General features: G+C 59.6%; 11 protein-coding genes. 9 read left to right on the top strand and 2 right to left on the bottom strand.

Features of this window, described 5'->3' with window-relative positions:
• Positions 1 to 269: 269 nt before the first annotated feature.
• The 9 genes from G5S37_RS24295 to G5S37_RS24255 all read left to right on the top strand — a co-directional run bounded on the left by G5S37_RS24295 (position 270) and on the right by G5S37_RS24255 (position 12,119).
• Positions 270 to 1,223: a UDP-glucuronic acid decarboxylase family protein gene (locus G5S37_RS24295; protein ID WP_165207443.1), complete on the top strand. Its 954-nt coding sequence runs from the start codon at positions 270 to 272 to the stop codon at positions 1,221 to 1,223.
• Between the two features lie 134 nt (positions 1,224 to 1,357).
• Positions 1,358 to 1,984, top strand: a complete 627-nt coding sequence (locus G5S37_RS24290; RefSeq protein ID WP_165207442.1) for an Amuc_1102 family pilus-like protein — start codon at positions 1,358 to 1,360, stop codon at positions 1,982 to 1,984.
• Between the two features lie 75 nt (positions 1,985 to 2,059).
• On the top strand, positions 2,060 to 3,832 hold the full coding sequence (locus tag G5S37_RS24285; RefSeq protein ID WP_165207441.1) for an Amuc_1101 family PilM-like pilus complex protein: 1,773 nt from the start codon (positions 2,060 to 2,062) through the stop codon (positions 3,830 to 3,832).
• Positions 3,832 to 4,887: an Amuc_1100 family pilus-like protein gene (locus tag G5S37_RS24280; protein ID WP_165207440.1), complete on the top strand. Its 1,056-nt coding sequence runs from the start codon at positions 3,832 to 3,834 to the stop codon at positions 4,885 to 4,887. Before G5S37_RS24285 ends, G5S37_RS24280 begins: the two co-directional genes overlap by 1 nt.
• 26 nt (positions 4,888 to 4,913) lie before the next feature.
• A complete protein-coding gene (locus tag G5S37_RS24275; RefSeq protein WP_165207439.1) occupies positions 4,914 to 5,933 on the top strand; it encodes an Amuc_1099 family pilus-like system protein in 1,020 nt (339 codons plus the stop codon).
• 140 nt (positions 5,934 to 6,073) lie between these two features.
• Complete coding sequence (locus tag G5S37_RS24270; RefSeq protein WP_240914704.1) at positions 6,074 to 8,554, top strand: Amuc_1098 family type IV pilus outer membrane protein; 2,481 nt, start codon at positions 6,074 to 6,076, stop codon at positions 8,552 to 8,554.
• Positions 8,555 to 8,624: 70 nt separating this feature from the next.
• The gene (coaE, locus tag G5S37_RS24265; RefSeq protein ID WP_165207438.1) at positions 8,625 to 9,239 is read left to right on the top strand and encodes a dephospho-CoA kinase; all 615 of its coding nucleotides are present in this window, start codon (positions 8,625 to 8,627) and stop codon (positions 9,237 to 9,239) included.
• The gene (rho, locus tag G5S37_RS24260; protein ID WP_165207437.1) at positions 9,229 to 10,701 is read left to right on the top strand and encodes a transcription termination factor Rho; all 1,473 of its coding nucleotides are present in this window, start codon (positions 9,229 to 9,231) and stop codon (positions 10,699 to 10,701) included. The genes coaE and rho overlap by 11 nt, the downstream gene beginning before the upstream one ends.
• Before the next feature lie 308 nt (positions 10,702 to 11,009).
• Complete coding sequence (locus tag G5S37_RS24255; protein ID WP_165207436.1) at positions 11,010 to 12,119, top strand: HRDC domain-containing protein; 1,110 nt, start codon at positions 11,010 to 11,012, stop codon at positions 12,117 to 12,119.
• Between the two features lie 118 nt (positions 12,120 to 12,237).
• Here G5S37_RS24255 and G5S37_RS24250 read toward each other — a convergent pair whose 3' ends face one another.
• Together G5S37_RS24250 and G5S37_RS24245 are read right to left on the bottom strand one after the other, a co-directional pair.
• Positions 12,238 to 13,590, bottom strand: a complete 1,353-nt coding sequence (locus G5S37_RS24250; protein WP_165207435.1) for a sigma-54 dependent transcriptional regulator — start codon at positions 13,588 to 13,590, stop codon at positions 12,238 to 12,240.
• 247 nt (positions 13,591 to 13,837) lie between these two features.
• Positions 13,838 to 16,162 (bottom strand): O-antigen ligase family protein, encoded by a 2,325-nt coding sequence (locus tag G5S37_RS24245; protein ID WP_206026125.1) that lies wholly within the window; start codon positions 16,160 to 16,162, stop codon positions 13,838 to 13,840.
• Positions 16,163 to 16,325 lie beyond the last annotated feature (163 nt).

Below are 16,325 nucleotides of genomic sequence, written 5' to 3'. Positions count from 1 at the left end.
GGTCTGGTGGCTGGTGGTGGGGATCGCATCATTCACCCCGATCATTTTGGAGCGGCTTCACGGAATGAGTGGCATCGGATCTGCGCTACATCGACGCCTGCTCCCTGTGGCGGGATGCGCGCATCCTCGTTTGTGTCATTCCATCCGTGGTGAAAAGGACTGGTGCGCACGCACGGCCCAGCCTACGGGGAATTCGCTTGCAAGAGCGGATGCCCCCTCGTTACTCGCGGGCTCGCTGCCTTTTGTATTTTTTTGATGTCCATCAACCTATGAGCCAGAAAAAAACCGCCGTTGTCACTGGAGCCGCCGGGTTCCTTGGGTCCCATCTTTCCGACCGCCTTTTGGGGGAGGGGTACAAGGTGATTGGCATGGACAATCTCCTGACGGGCAACGTGCGCAACATCGAGCACCTCGCTGGGAATCCGGATTTCGACTTCATCAAGCATGACGTCACGAAATTCATCTACCTGCCAGGCAAGGTGGATCTGATTTTCCACTTCGCGTCCCCGGCCTCACCCATCGACTACCTTCAGATTCCCATCCAGACACTGAAGGTGGGATCACTGGGCACGCACAATGCGCTCGGCTTGGCGAAGGAGAAGGGCGCTACATTCCTAATTGCCAGCACCAGCGAATGCTACGGTGATCCTCTGGAGCACCCGCAGAAGGAGACGTACTGGGGCAACGTGAACCCGGTGGGACCGCGGGGTTGTTACGATGAGGCGAAGCGTTTTGCCGAGGCCATCACGATGGCCTATCACCGCTTTCACAATCTGGACACCAAGATTGTCCGCATTTTCAACACCTACGGGCCACGCATGCGCCTGGAGGACGGGCGCGTGGTGCCGGCTTTCATTGGCCAGTCCCTGCAGGGCAACGACCTCACCGTATTCGGCGATGGTTCCCAGACGCGCAGCTTCTGCTACGTGAGCGACCTCATTGACGGCATCTACAAGCTCTCCCAGAGCACGTACCATGAGCCGTGCAATATCGGCAATCCCGGCGAGATGACCGTGCTGCAGTTCGCCGAGAAAATCCTGAAGGTCACGGGCAGCAAGTCGAAAATCGATTTCCGCCCACTGCCGGTGGACGATCCGAAGGTGCGCCAGCCGGATATCACGCTCGCCAAGCGCATTCTTGGCTGGGAGCCAAAGGTTTCCTTTGATGAGGGCATTGATAAGACTGTCGCTTACTTTCGCGACTTTCTGGGAATCCACGCTTGATGTTGAAGCGGAGGAACTGCTAAAACGGTAGAAATTCGCCGGTAATTGGCGCGGTAAAGGGACCCTTCGTACGGAGGGGTCTTGAGCCCGCCTATCGCTGGAGAGTCCCTGAAACGCCCACTTTCCCACGATCCATGATGCTCCGCACCTGCATGCTCGCCGCAGCTTTCGCTGCCATTGTCCCCGCTTCGCTCCAAGCCCAGGTGGAGGCATCCAAAGAAGTCCGGGGCAAGATCAAGGGCATGACAGTGGACGTGCAGTACACACCGCAATTCTCCGTCCCGAACGTGAAGGACAAGCGCTTCCGCCCCAAGAACTGGATGGAGCTGGATGTGGCCTTCGATGTGGATAAGGCCAAGGTCGCGGGAGACAACAACCCGATGGTCGACTCTCTGGAGTTCAAGTTCTATGTGCTTCTGAACGTGCGCAACAAGGAGGGCAAGCTCACGATGCTGACGGCCTCGGCCACGTACTTGAACATCATGGAAAGGGAAGAGCACCACGTCTTGATGTACGTCTCCCCGGCCACGCTGACCAACTTGCTCCAGAAGAACCAATTTACTCCGGCCGATGTTTCCGCTTTCGGCGTTGAGATTTACAAGAACGGCGCTGCAGTAGCCCGCCACATCAGCACCGGAGCAGTGCCTTTCTGGGAAAAGACAGAGAACTTCGTGACAGTTGACGGTTCCCTTCTTCCCAAGGCCAAGACGCCATTCGCGCCTCTGTGGGGTGACTACGATTTGGAAATGAAAGTTCAGTAGAGGATGGATCTGCGCCTCTGACGCTTGACAGCTTGGAGTCGCCGATGTTTTGAACCGCCCCCCAATTTTAAAGCGATGGCAGACAACAGCTTTGCAGTATTCAATCTAGGCTCCCAGCGGGTAAGTGGAGCCGTATTCACCAAGGCACGAAATGGCGATCTGGTCCTGAAGGCCGCCGCTTTCGCGGAAATGCATGGAGACCCCGGCGTGGAAGCCACCCGGCTGCCGCAGCTTCGCGTCGCGGTGCTGGAACTGGCGGACAAGCTCCGGCTGAAGGGCAAGGACGTGTGGTACGCCATCGCCGGCCATGTGGTGTTTACCCGCTTTGTGAAGCTGCCTCCGTTCGATGAGGACAAGGCGGACCAGATTGTCGAGTTTGAAGCGCGTCAGAACGTTCCGTTCCCGATCAATGAAGTGATCTGGGACTATGAATTCATCGGGCCGCGGAATGGAGCCGAGCGCGAAGTGGCGCTGGTGGCCATCAAGGCGGACGCTCTCAATGACGTCAACGACCAGGTGGAAGCCGGCGGGGTCAAGTCGATCGGGGTGGATCTCGCCCCCCTTGCCGTGTACAACGCCTTCCGCTATGGCTACCCTGATGTGGAGGGCAGTGCCCTCATTGTGGACCTGGGCGCCAAGTCGACGAACCTCATCTTCGTGGAGAATGAGCGTGTGTTCACCCGCAACATCCTTGTGGGCGGCAGCACGGTGACCGGTGCCATTGCCAAGGAACTGGGCATGGCCTTCGGTGATGCGGAGCACGCCAAGCGCACGCAGGGTTATGTGGCCCCGGGTGGCGCCTATGAGCCCAATCCGGATGAAATGGTGGACGCCATGGCAAAGATCATGCGCAACACCATGACCCGTCTGCATGGTGAGATTGTGCGCACCATGAACTACTACCGCGCCCAGCAGGGCGGCACGCCTCCCCAGCGCATCTTCCTGTGCGGTGGCGGCGCCCAGACCTCCATGGTGGCGGAGTTTTTCCAGGAGAAGTTCAATCTCCCGGTGGAAGTCCTCAATCCCCTCCGCGGCGTGCAAATGGACCGTGGCGCCAATCAGGCGGAGGCGACTGCCAATGCCCCGAGCATGGGCGAACTGGTGGGGCTGGCCCTGCGGCATGCGGGCGCTACGCCCGTGCAGGTGGAACTCGTGCCGGATGCCGTCACGACCCGTCGGGATTCCGCCAAGCGCGCGCCGTACCTCATGCTGGCCACGCTTTGCTCCCTGCTGGCGCTGCTGGTGGGAGTGTTCTACTTCAAGCGGGCGAATGCCGTGGTGCAGGAGAAAATCACGACCCAGTCGAAGGAGCTTTCCGAACTTCGGAGCCATGATCAAACCATCACGGAGCAGGACAAGCAGCTGAAGCTGCTGACCCAGCAGAGCCAGCAGCTCGAGCAGGCGGTCAATGACCGTTCCTATTGGGTGAAGGTGCTCGGCGAGCTCAACAACCGCTTCGAGACCGACCTCATCTGGCTCACGATGATTGAAGTGCTGAGGGGAGAAAGCTCCATCACGCCACCGCTCTGGACTGGCTCCTCCACGGGGAGTGCCCCGGCGCCTGCGCCTGCCCCAGTGGTCGCTCAGCCTGCGAACGCCAAGGATGCTGCGGTTCCCGCCGCGCCTCAGTTCCAGCTGCGCATTCAGGGGCTGTATCGGAAGAACGAAGAGAAGGGACCTGCAGTGGTGTACGACTATTTCAACAAGCTGAAGGAGGCGAACACCATTTTCGTGGCGCCGCCCCCGGATGTGAAGCCCGAGGTGAACTCAGGCCTGGAAGACGATCGTTTTGCCTACGACTTCAGGTTCCGCATGCCGCTGGTACAAGGAATGAAATTTGAAAAGTAATGAACTGGGTCCAAGAGAACAAATCGCTGGCCGGGATTCTCGGCGTCATGATAGCAGGCATCCTTGGTCTGGGGGCGTGGCTGTACCTGTCCTATTCTGAGTACTCCACCTCCATGGAGGATTGGAACAAGAACAACGACTCCATCGCGTCTCTCAAGGGCAAGAAGGTGTTCCCCAGCAAGGAGAACTCCGAGGCCCGCGAGGCCGAGGTGTCCGCCTACGGTGACAAGGTGGATCTGCTTCGCTCCGCTCTCCTGAGCGAGAAGGTGCAGCAGCCCGTCAAGCCCATGTCCCAAACGGAGTTCCAGGCCAAGCTCAAGGAACGGGCGACCGCGGTGGTGCAGATGGCCAAGAGCGCAGACATCGCCCTGCCGGCGGATTTTGCGCTGGGCTTTGCTGATTACACCAACAACGTGCCTCGCAGCCCGGAAGTGGCGGCGGAACTGGGCGTGCATCTCGAAGTGATGGAGCGCCTGATCACGACTCTCCTGCAGTCCGGTGTGAAGTCCGTGGAGCTGTTTGAGCGTACCAAGCTGCCCAATGAGGACCGCCCGGTAGAGCCCAAGCCTACCGCCGCAAACCGGAAGCCAGCGGAGAAGCCGAAGAAGAAGGACAACAAGTCCAAGTCCAAGCGTACCGCCATCACTGAGGAGCAGGCCGCCGAACCCGTGCTGGACCGCTATCCGGTGAAGATGATCGTGACCACGGATCAGACACCGTTCCAGAACATCGTCAATACGCTGTGCGATCCTGTGAAAATGCCGCACTTCCTGGTAGTGCGCTTGGTACGCGTGGAGAACGAGCGCCAGGACGGCCCCTCGCGTGAGGAGATCACCCGAAAGAAGAACCCGGAAGTATCCATTGAACAGTCGTCCGATCCTACAGCTCCCGGAGGCGCGGCAGCGTCCAAGGTCGCCCCAGATGCAGTGACGATCATGGGTGAGGAGAAGCTCAAAGTCTATCTCGAGGTGGACTATGTGCGATTCCGCAAACCCGCTTCCGCCACCGAAGAGGCGACTGAGGTCAGCAGCACAGCCGCCACGGTCAATCCCTGAGTCCCGAGTCATTTTGTTGTTCCGTCATGCAGAAGAAACAAAGCAATTACGAGCGCGTCATCCTGGGCCTGATGGCAGTGGTGGCACTGGCTGTCAGCGGCTGGTTCATCTACCAGGCCTTGGGTTTTGCCACCACCTTGGAGACCAAGACGGTCACCAAGAAGAATGAACGCGATCTGCCCCCGGTGGAAAGGGTGGAGGCTGCCATCAAGAACATCGTCACCCCGCCGGTGCACTGGGTCGCCCCTGTGCGCGCCAACAAGAAGGTGCCTCTGAACAAGTCGGTGCTCCTCGTCCTCAGGAATGACCAAATCTATGATTTGGCCCTGCCCGAGCCGAAGCTGCGCGAGCCGATGACGAACGAGTTTCTCGTGAAGTACGAGCTGCAGTACCTCCTCCCCAACGTGGGTGAGCAGGACCCGGATAATGATGGGTTCAGCAACTTGGAGGAATTCAGTGCCCAGCCTCCGACGAACCCGAGGGATCCGAAGAGCTTCCCGCCGATCACGGACAAGCTGTTCCTGGTTGAGCGCATCTCGAATGACTACAAGATCACGCTGAGGTCCAGCTCGCCGCCGTTCCAGGTGGCCACGCCGAACGAGGCCAAGCGGAAAAACTGGTTTGTGGATCCAGACGCCAAGGATTCCACGGGCAACCCGGATGCGAAGGCTCGCAGCTTCGGTGGCTCCACCGGTGAGCGCTTCCTGGCGACCAAATTCGAGAAGAAGACCGTGCCGGACCCCCGTCTTGGCGAGCTGGATTCTTCCGAGTTGACCGTCAAGGAACTGGTGACGGGCAAGGAGATTGTGCTGGTCATGAAACAGGAGGTGAATCTGGCAGTGTATGAGGCAAAAATGGAGTTCCGCCTGCGCACGCCAGCGGTGACGTTGCCGCCGGTGAAAGAAGGGGACCAATTCCGTATCCCCGGATTTGAGGCCACCACCTACAAGGTGCTGAAGATAAACGAAGACAGTGTGCACGTGGCCCCCGTCAGCGCCACGGGCGAAGTGGACGAATCCAAGCCTATTCTCATCAAGAGAGGCTGACCCCGCCCCAACTGAGCCAATCATTCATTTTTTCAAATTTAGTCTCGCCAAAGAGCCCTCGACTTGAATAAGCTCTGACAATTCGACCTCCCATCTCTCCCAACCCTCACATGATCACTCGTAAAAAACGATCAAAGCCCATGAAGCAAACCGCGCTATTTTGCCTCGCCGTTGCCATGCCGTATTCCGCGGCCGTAGCGGGGCCCGGCGGTTCGGGAAACGTGTCCGGCATTGCCGAGCGCGAAATGGCCCGCCGCATGCAGCGCGTGGCAGACGCCAGGGCTGCCATTGACAAGGGTGACCTCCTCATGAAGGACAAGGACTGCGAGGGCGCGCTCAATGAGTATCGCACCGCCATTGAACTTCTCCCCATCGCTGCAATGACGCAGCAGATTCGCGATGAGGTAAATGCCAAGTATTGCGAAGCCGCGGTCTGCCTTGCCGGTGAACGTGCGGAAAATGGCCGTTTTGATGACGCTCGTGCGCTCCTGAATGACGCACTGGCCCGCCACCCCGATTGCGAAAAGGCGGAGGTTCTTCTCAAGCGCCTGGATGATCCGGATCGTTATGAGATCGCCCTTACCCCTGGACACGTCCAGCGCGTGAAGGATGTGGAGAAGGGGCTGCAGATGGGTTGGAGCTATTACAACCTTGGCAACTTTGATGCTGCGAACCGTTCCTTCCAGGACGTGCTGCGCAAGGACCCCTACAACAAGGCGGCCCGCCGCGGGATGGAAGCAACCGAACAGCAGCGCGCTGACTACTTTGACACCGCTCGCGACCACACTCGCGCCAAGATGCTTAATGAGGTGAACCGCGGCTGGGAGGATCCAGTTCCGGTGAACCTTGGGCAGAATGCCGGCCTCGCTTACGGCGTGACCACCTCGCCCGGTGCTTACTACGTGGACAAAATGTCCAAAATCATCTTCCCGACGGTGCAGTTCGCTGGTGCCAGTGTGGAAGAAGCCGTGGAATTCCTTCGCATCAAGAGCAAGGACTACGACACCATCGAGCGCGACCCTGCCAAGAGGGGCGTGAACCTGATCATCAAGCCGGGCACTGCGCCTTCTACGGCCACCATCAGCCTTGACCTCAAGGACGTGCCGATGTCCGAAGCTCTGCGCTACATCACCGAGCTGGGTGGCATGAAGTACAAGGTGGAGCCCTACGCCGTCGTGGTGGTGCCCATCTCTGACGTTGGTACCGAAATGTACACGCGCACCTTCAAGGTGCCGCCGACGTTCCTCAGCAGCTCCGAAGCTGGTGCCGGTGGCGCTGCTCCCGCAGCACCTGCAGATCCCTTCGCTCCCGCGGGTGGGGCTCCGGCCAGCGGCATTGGAGCCAAGCCCACAGCGCTGGAAATCCTGAAGGCCAACGGCATTCCGTTCCCCGATGGCGCCTCGGCGACCTTCATCCCTGCTACCTCCCAGCTTATCGTCCGGAACACCCAGCCGAGCCTGGATCTGGTCGAGAGCTATGTGGAGCAGTTGATCAACACCGCTCCGCGCCAGATTTACATCACCGCGAAGTTCGTGGAAGTCAGCCAGAAGAACACCGATGAGCTGGGCTTCGACTGGCTCCTTGGCCCCTTCAACATGGGCAACCGCGTCTTTGGTTCCGGCGGCACCGTTGGTAACTCTGCTTCCGGCCCTGTGGCTGGTGGAGACTTCCCCTTCGTGTACCCTGGTGCTGGCTCGCTGCCAGTGGGTGTCAACCCGCTGACCCGCGGTAACCGCAGTGGTTCCATCGCCATCACCCCCGACTCCATCGACGGCCTGCTCAATGCGCAGAACCTCGCTTCTACGCTGGCTCCCGGCGTCTTCGCGGTGTCCGGCGTGTTCACCGACCCGCAGTTCCAGGTTGTCATCCGCGCCTTGAGCCAGAAGAAGGGTGTGGACCTCATGAGCGCCCCGAGCGTGACCACCCGTTCCGGCCAGCGTGCCACCGTGGAAGTCATCCGAGAATTCATCTACCCGACTGAGTTCGATCCGCCCCAAATTCCCCAGACGGTGGGTGCTACCACCGGCACGATCGGTGGTGGTGGTGGTGCTTCCACCTTCCCGGTGACGCCCACGACCCCCACGGCCTTCGAAATGCGCCCCGTTGGTGTGCGCATGGAAGTGGATCCCGTGATTGGTCCGGACGGCTACACCATCGACCTCAACCTCGCTCCTGAGGTGACCGAGTTCGAAGGCTTCATCAACTACGGCAGCCCGATCAACACCTCCTCCACGGATGCCCTCGGTAACCCGACGACGCTCGTGCTGACGGAAAACCGTATCGAGCAGCCCGTCTTCTCCACCCGCAAGGTGACCACGGCCGTGACGGTCTGGGACGGCCAGACGGTGGCCATGGGCGGCCTCATCCGCGAAGACGTGCAGGACGTGGAAGACAAGGTGCCGATTCTGGGTGACATCCCGATTCTGGGTCGTCTCTTCCAGTCCAAGGCGGAAGATCACTTCAAGCGCAATCTGATGGTGTTCGTCACGGCCAACCTGATTGACCCCTCCGGCGAGCGCATCCGCAAGCCTGTCATTGAGGTTGAACCCGAAATCCCAGCGACTCCGCTTCTTCCTCCGCCTCCTGTGACCCAGGCGCCGCCTCTTCCCATGAATCCGTAGTTGGGCAGATGTTTTATCATTAACTTGCAAGGGCGGCCTGGTTACCACTAGGTCGCCCTTCGCTTTTGAGATGAAAACTTGGATTGTTACAGGAGGGGCGGCATCGGGGAAATCCACCTTTGCCAAGCTGTTGCACGAGCTCGCCGACGGGGCGGAACTCTTCAGCAGTGACGGGGCAGTCCATGAGCTCCTGGACCGGCCTGACGTGGCGGAGAAGATCGCAGCCACCTTCGGTTCCCAGGTCCTGGGGGCCAAAGGTGGGATTGACAGGCCCAAGCTGCGTGAGGTGGTTTTCCGGGATGAAGGTGGAGGTCTACGCCGGACGTTGGAGGGCATCCTTCATCCCCTGGTACGTGAGGAGCTGGGAAAGCTGCGTGAGGCGGCTGGGGTCAAAAAGGCTCAACTTTTGATTGCGGAAGTCCCCTTGTTCTACGAATCTGCCTATGACTATCAGGCTGATCTGGTGATCGTGGTTGCTGTTGGCACCACGGTACAGATGGAACGACTGACCGGCCAGCGTGGCTTGGACGTGGCGACTGCCGAGCGTATCTGCGCTGCCCAGTGGCCGCTTTCACGAAAACTGGAAGCAGCCAATAAAGTGATTTGGAACGAAGGTTCCTCCGAACTTTTAAAGCTTCAAGCCCAGCTACTTCTGCAACAACTCGATACCGACAATGGTAAGTGAAGACATCACGGATTCCGCTGAGCAGGTGCCCGCAACCCCTGCGGCCCCTACCGAAGCAGCGGCTGAAACCGTCGTTACGGCCCCCAATGCCGAAGTGACCGCCCCCTCTCCAGAACAACCCGCCCCTAATGGTGCCAAGCCGGCTGGTCCCCATGGCCAGGCGGCCGCTGAAAAGGGAGCATTGAAGGCTGAGGCACCTTTCCCAGAAGAGGCATCCGTGAATGAAATGCAGGCCATGAGCATCGGGGCCTTGCAGACTCTTGCAGCCACGGTCGGATGGCGCGTGAATGGAAGCCGGACCAAGCACCAGTTGATTGCCGAGCTCACCGCCTGGTTGCTTCAACATGGAACCAAGGTGCATGTGGAAGGCTTCCTGGAAATGCAGCAGGAGAGCTATGGTCTGCTGCGCTATCCCAAGCACAGTTTCATGCCTCTGCCGGAGGACATTTTTGTGCCGATCTTCGTGATCAGGAAGTTCGGCTTCCGTCCGGGTCAGCTCCTCAAGGGCAGCTTGAAGGTGCCCACCAGCAAGGAGAAATACCTGGCGATCGAGCGCATCACCGAGGTTGAGGGGCGCAGCATTGACGAGTGGCAGACACCGGCGGATTTCGATAAATTGACGGCCACGTTCCCCTCGGAGCGCATCATTCTGGAGCAGGCGAAGAATCCCAGCGTGAGCAGCCGCGTGGTGGACCTGGTAGCCCCGCTTGGGAAAGGCCAGCGTGCTTTGATTGTGGCTTCGCCCCGCTCGGGCAAGACGATGCTCCTCAAGGACATTGCGCGCTCCATCAAGGCGAACCACAGCGAAATTTCCCTCATCATCCTGCTTCTGGACGAGCGTCCTGAGGAAGTGACGGACTTTGAAGAGAGCGTCGATGCCGACATCTTCAGCTCCACCTTTGACGAGGCGCCCAAGCGGCATTCTCAGGTCGCGGAGCTGGTGCTGGAGCGTGCGAAGCGGCTCGTGGAGATGGGCCGTGATGTGGTGATCCTGCTGGACAGCATCACCCGCCTGGCTCGTGGCTACAACGCCATGCTAGGCGGCAAGGGCCGTACGATGTCGGGCGGTCTCGACGCCAAGGCGCTCATGAAGCCGAAGAAATTTTTCGGTGCAGCGCGCAAGGTGGACGAGGGCGGTTCACTGACGATCGTGGCCACAGCTCTGACGGAAACCGAGAGCCGCATGGACGAGGTGATTTTCGAGGAATTCAAAGGCACCGGCAACATGGAGGTGAGCCTCGATCGCGAGATCTCCGAGCGCCGCATTTTCCCCTCCATCCACGTGCTGAAGTCAGGTACGCGCCGCGACGACCTGCTGTACCACCCGGATGAGTTCAAGCGCATCGCTATCATCCGCAAGCAGCTTGCGAGCGTGCCGGCATTTGAGGCGCTGGAACATCTCATCAAAAACATCGAGCGCAGCAAGAGCAACGCGGAGCTGCTGCTTTCGGGACTGCGCTGATGAAGAAACAATCGTTGCTGAGGCGGTCGCTGGCGGCCCTCGCAAGCGCCCCTGGCAAAACGCTGAAGCGTCTGCTGGGGAAAGATGAGCCTGCCGCTTCCAAATCGGCAGGACGGGCCAGCTCTGGCTCTCATGAGGGCAAGGCGCCCTCCCCAGCTCAGCATGAAAAAAAGCCCGCATCCCATGGTGATCGTCCGCGACGCGGTGGCCGGCAACAGTCGCCGCAATCATCCGGGAAAAAGCAAGGTTCGGGAAAAGTAGTGCAGCATTCGTCCCCGGCTCATCGTACTGCTACCAGCCCGAGCTCCATGGATTCCGCCCCCAACCCGCCAGCCAGTTTTCGGTGGATTGATACGGACGAGGACCTGGCTTCGATCGTCGATGCACTGTCATCGAAGTTGGAGCGTGGAGAGTACACCCGGGCGTTTCTGGATACCGAGGCGGACTCGTTGCATCACTATTCGGAAAAGTTGTGTCTCCTGCAGCTGGCCGCCGGCGGGGAGTATTTTTTGATCGATCCGCTGAAGTGCAGCAATCTATCTCTGCTGTTCACGCTGCTGGATCGCACGGAACTCTGGCTTCACGGTGCGGACTATGATCTGACACTGCTGAAGCGTCAGTGTGCCTGGACGCCAACTCGCGTGCATGACACGCAGATCGCTGCGCGCCTTACAGGACATCGTGCCTTCGGTCTCGCTGCACTGGTGCAGCACTACTGCGAGATCGCCCTGTGCAAGAGCTCGCAGAAGGCCGACTGGTCCCAGCGTCCGCTTCCTGAGAAGATGCAGGCTTATGCGGTGGATGACGTGAGGTATCTCGGCATCCTTGTGGACCGGCTTCTCTCCGAGCTGGATGGCGAAAAGAGACGTCCCTGGTTCGAGCAGAGTTGTGAGGCACTGCGGAAGGACGTGCTCGGGCGCACAGAAAAGGACCGTACGGACGCGTGGCGGATCAATGGTTCGGGGAACCTGAAGCCGAAGGGACTCGCCATGTTGAAGGAACTGTGGTGGTGGCGCGATACCACCGCGAGTGAGAAGGATGTGCCGCCGTTCAAGGTGCTGAACAACCAGCAGCTTATCAACATGGCCCTGGAGTTTCAGGAGGAAGGCAAGACCACGCATCCTCCCCGGTGGCGTCCGAAGTGGCGGGAAACCTTCACGGCAGCCGTGCACCGGGTGCGCCAGAGTGATCCCGATACCTGGCCCCAGCGTTTGAGGCGCCATCACCGGCGTAGCACGGATGACGAACGCGCCCGCGTGGAGCAGTTGTGTGCCCTGCGTGAGGCAAAGGCTGGCAAGCTTGGCATTGAGCCCTCGCTGCTCGGTTCACGGGATACGCTGACGGAACTGGTCCTCAACGGTGGCAACAACGGTGATGATGCCCTGATGCCCTGGCAGAAGGAAGTGCTGGGGCTTTAGTGAGCGAGTGCCAAGTGGAGCGGGTACAAGGCGTTCCCGGTTCCTGGTCGCTGGGTTTCCAGAACTTGCGATGGTCCTGTACAGCGACCTATGACGGTAGCTGCTGCGCTGATGTTGCTCAGGTCGTCGTCCGGCGCTCGACATTCAGTTCCATCTTTCGATAGAGCGTGGCGATGCTGATGCCCAGCATGCTTGCTGTCTTCTCGCGGGAGCCGTTGTTGAACTTGAGGGTCTCGTTGATGAAGAGCTTTTCCTGGGAGCGCACGTAATCATCCAGAGTACTGCCTATGGGCAGTCTTGTGCGTGGTTCGGCGGGAGCGGCGGTTGCCTCAGAGGAGGTAGCTTCCGTCTTCTGCGTTACCTTGGAGGGAAGATCAGCGGGTTTGATGGTGGAACCTTCCGCCATGGCGATCGCGCGCTCCACGGAGTTCCGCAGTTCGCTGATGTTTCCCGGCCATGGATAGCGTTCAAGGAACTCCTGGGCGTAGTGCTCGATCTTCTTCATCGAGCCGCCCACGCGCAGGGCGTGTTCACGCAGGAAGTGCTCCACCAGAAGAGGGATGTCCTCGCGGCGGTCGCGAAGAGAGGGGACGAGCACCGGCACCACCGAGATTTTGTAGTAGAGATCCTCGCGGAATTTTCCTGCGCGGATCGCATCCTCCAGGTGCGCCGTGGTGGAGGTGACGAGTCTACAGGGAAGGCCTGCTCCGCCGTTCATCCCGGGTTGCGAATGATCGAGATAGGCATTCAACTGCGCCTGGATGCGCATGGGCAGGTGATCGATCTCACCCAGGTGAATGGTGCCTCCGCGTGTGCGGGTGAAGATGCTGTTCTGGGGGCTGCCATGACCAAAGAGCTCCATCTCCAGCAGATCCGTGGGAAGGGCGCTGCATTGAATCGCCTTGAATGGTCCACCATTGCGGCTGCTCGCTTCGTGAAGGGCGCGGGCCAGGAGCTGCTTGCCGACTCCGAATTCGCCTTCAAGAAGGACAGGGCTGTCATTGTCAGCCACGCGATGGATGATGCCCAGGATGCGCTGGATGGCAGCACTGCCTCCGATGATCTTCGAACTTTGGGGCAACGCAGAGGCGGCGACCGGTGCGGTGACGCCCTTTGCACCCAGCGCTTGATCCATGGTGCGCTTCAGGTCCGGGAGTTCGAAAGGCTTGGTGAGGTAGTCGAATGCGCCCAAGCGCATGGCCTCCACCGCGGTCTCCACACTGCCATGACCCGTGATCATGATGATGGCGGTACTTGGCGACTCGTGGCGGGATTGCTTGATGATTTCCATGCCGTCCGTCTCGCCGATGCGCAAATCCACGATCAAGAGCTCCGGCTTGTGTTCACGGATGGCTGCCAGCCCCTGGATCCCGGTCTGGCAGGGAATGGCCTCATGACCCTGACCACGGCAGAACTTGGTGATCAGATCAAGAATGGCCGCTTCGTCATCGGTGATTACCACTTTTGCCATGAGAGGAGAAGTTGAGAGGTGAGCTCTGAAATTTCAAGAAATGTTAACAATAGCAAAGATTTTCGTCAAAGCATATCTCTCGTTTTTGAGAATAAGTGCCGCGAATGTGCTCGTTCAGACGGCAGGCATCAGGGCTTTGGAGGGGTGAAGTGGTTGCGCAGAGGGCTCCTGCCAGGAACGAAAAAGCCGACTGTGGATTCACAGTCGGCTTCAGGCCTTCAGAATGGAGGTTGTCTTACAGCTTGATCTAGGACCCGGAGGCGGTCCGGCGCAGATACTCCTGCAACGCGCTCCATGCGTGGAGGTAGTCTCCATCCTCCGCCAGAAAGGCTGCCATTTCCCAGTGCACTGCTGGCGGGGCATTCTTCAATTGGACGACCTCACGCAGGGTGGCGAGGGCGCCACCACGATTCCCGGCCATTTTCTGGGCCCAATAGAGGTCGAGACCTGCAAGAGGGTCTTGCGGATTGAGGAGGAAGAGCCTGCGGAGACTGTCCTGTGACGCGTCGTTGGTGCGGGGGCGAAGCGATGGCTTTCGCGTGTGCGCCATAGCCAGTTTGTAGGCTTCTTCAAAGTTCCCTTGTTTGGCCTGGTGTTCGGCAACGACAGGCCAGCCATCACGCAGCCAATCGGGATGTCCATCCAACTGCTGGATGAGCTCCGCAGCGGAGCCGCGTTCATACCACAGTTGGAAAAGCCTCAAGCGGTCGGGCCCCTTCAGCCCCTCGAGTGTTGGGTGCCTCGCAAGAAACTCCTTCAGTGCGGACGTGAATTCGTCGCCCGTGGACGCGGACAGGTAGAGGAACTGAAGACTGGGCGCAGTGGCCAGTGAACGCATCGCCGGCCTGAGTTCGGGATTGGCTGGCAACTGTTGAATCGCAGAACCGTAGAAGGAAAATGCCCGGGTGGGATCCCGCTCCATGGCTTCACGCAGCGCGGGAATGGCGTAGGGCGGATCATACTGGAACCAGAGTTCTGCCTCGCTCATGCGCAAGCGTCCGAACGTCTGTTCCAGGTATCGGGAACGGGAAAAATCAGCGAGGGCCTCTTGGGAGGAGTAGCCCTGTGCCAGCTTCAGCGCGGCTCTTTCATAGTAGATGTTCCACTGCAGCGGCTTGAGGGCCGCTGCCTTGTTCCAGGTCTGCAGGGCTGCGGCGTGGTCTCCTGAGTTCTTCAGTCGCGCTGCTTCGCGGGAGAGTTGGGCAAATCTGGCTCTGTGCGTGATTGGCGAACCGGTGAGGCTGGTGATGCATAGGGTGAGGCCGATGCCGCCCACAGCAAGGCCAAGCCCCGGCCAGAGTCCTGGGATACTCCTGCGTTGCGATTCGGCTTCGGTAGACTCCCCGATGCCGGCGAGACCGATGAGCAGCGCCGTGAGGGACGCGGGGCCGATGCCATGCAGGGGGGTATCCACCAGCGATTGTGCCGGGAAGATGAGGGCCGCCACCGCAGCACTGATGGCGAGGCGCCGGCCGCGGCTGGTCATTTTCCCACGTTTGCTCCAAGGGCCGCGCGCAACAGCAAGAAGAATGGCAGCAATCAGGGCGCACAGGATGCATGGCAGACCGGTTTCCGAGGTGAGCCAGAGCCAGTCACTCTCGGGATGCAGCGCACGACTCTCGGTATCCATCGTTTCTCGAGTCATCGAGAATACGGGCTCGAAGTTTCCAAGGCCGACACCACGCCACGGGGAGAGGGAGATCATCCTGAGGGTGTCCAGATAGATTCCAATGCGCCCCTCCGAGGTGACGATCTTCGCCAGCGCGCTTTCTCCCAGCACTCGGGAGATGACAGTATTGCCAAACAGGATGAAACCTGATGCCAACAGCAACAGGATGGAGAGTGCGACGGCGACCTGGGCCTTGGTGTATCTTTTTGAAGTGGCCAGGCCCATCCACAAGCTCAGTCCTGCGAAGAAGAGGAGGACGCCCATGCGCGACGTATTCAGCAGCATGGCGGCGAACATGGGAATCACACAGAGTGCATAGGTACATCCCACGGCTATCCTTCTCCGCTGGATGGCATCGTAGGTCGCTGCGAAGCCCATCACTGCGCCGATGGCGAGCAACCCACCGAAATGATTTCGATTTGGGAAGGGGCCGAAGTATCCCACTGCCCATTCGAACCGCCACAAGGGAATCTCCCGCTTCGACCAGAGCAGGCCGATGGCGATCATTGCCAGGAGGGCGATGAAGAGCGTGAAGAACTGGAGAGCGACCCGGTTTTCCTGCCTTCCGAAGTTTTGACCGAGGCAGTAGATGAGCCAAAGCAGACCCATGGTCAGGCCCACCCAAGCCTCAAAGGTAATCAAGGGTTGGGCAGTCAGCAGATTTCCCAGGTGAATCCCATGCTCGTTTTCAAGAGCGGTACGCCAGAAAGGGAGGGTCGATTTTGAGATGGGAAGGAAGGCAGCCAGAGACAGGACCGGAACTGCCAGCAGAAAGCCCAGAAGCACGCGGCTGAGGTGGCGTGCGGGAGGTCGCAGCACGTAGCAAAGAGACATCAATACCGCCACCAACCCCATGGCCCAGGGCTCCCGGGAACCGCACAGCGAGATTGCGGCCACGGGCACGGAGAGGACCAGCCAAAACCAAGGCTGCACGGTGCCAGCCGCGGATGCGTCTTCCTCCCGGAGCGCAGAGGAAAGAACGTCCGCCTCCTCCGCCTGTTCCGATTTCCGGCGGACCCTTCTCGAGTGTCTTCGTTGTTTCTGTAGCACGGTAAATGTTCAACTA

The organism is Roseimicrobium sp. ORNL1, assembly GCF_011044495.1.
Classification (GTDB): domain Bacteria; phylum Verrucomicrobiota; class Verrucomicrobiia; order Verrucomicrobiales; family Verrucomicrobiaceae; genus Roseimicrobium.
The sequence above is the reverse complement of the archived record's forward strand: the minus strand, read 5'-3'. Positions and strand labels throughout refer to the sequence as shown.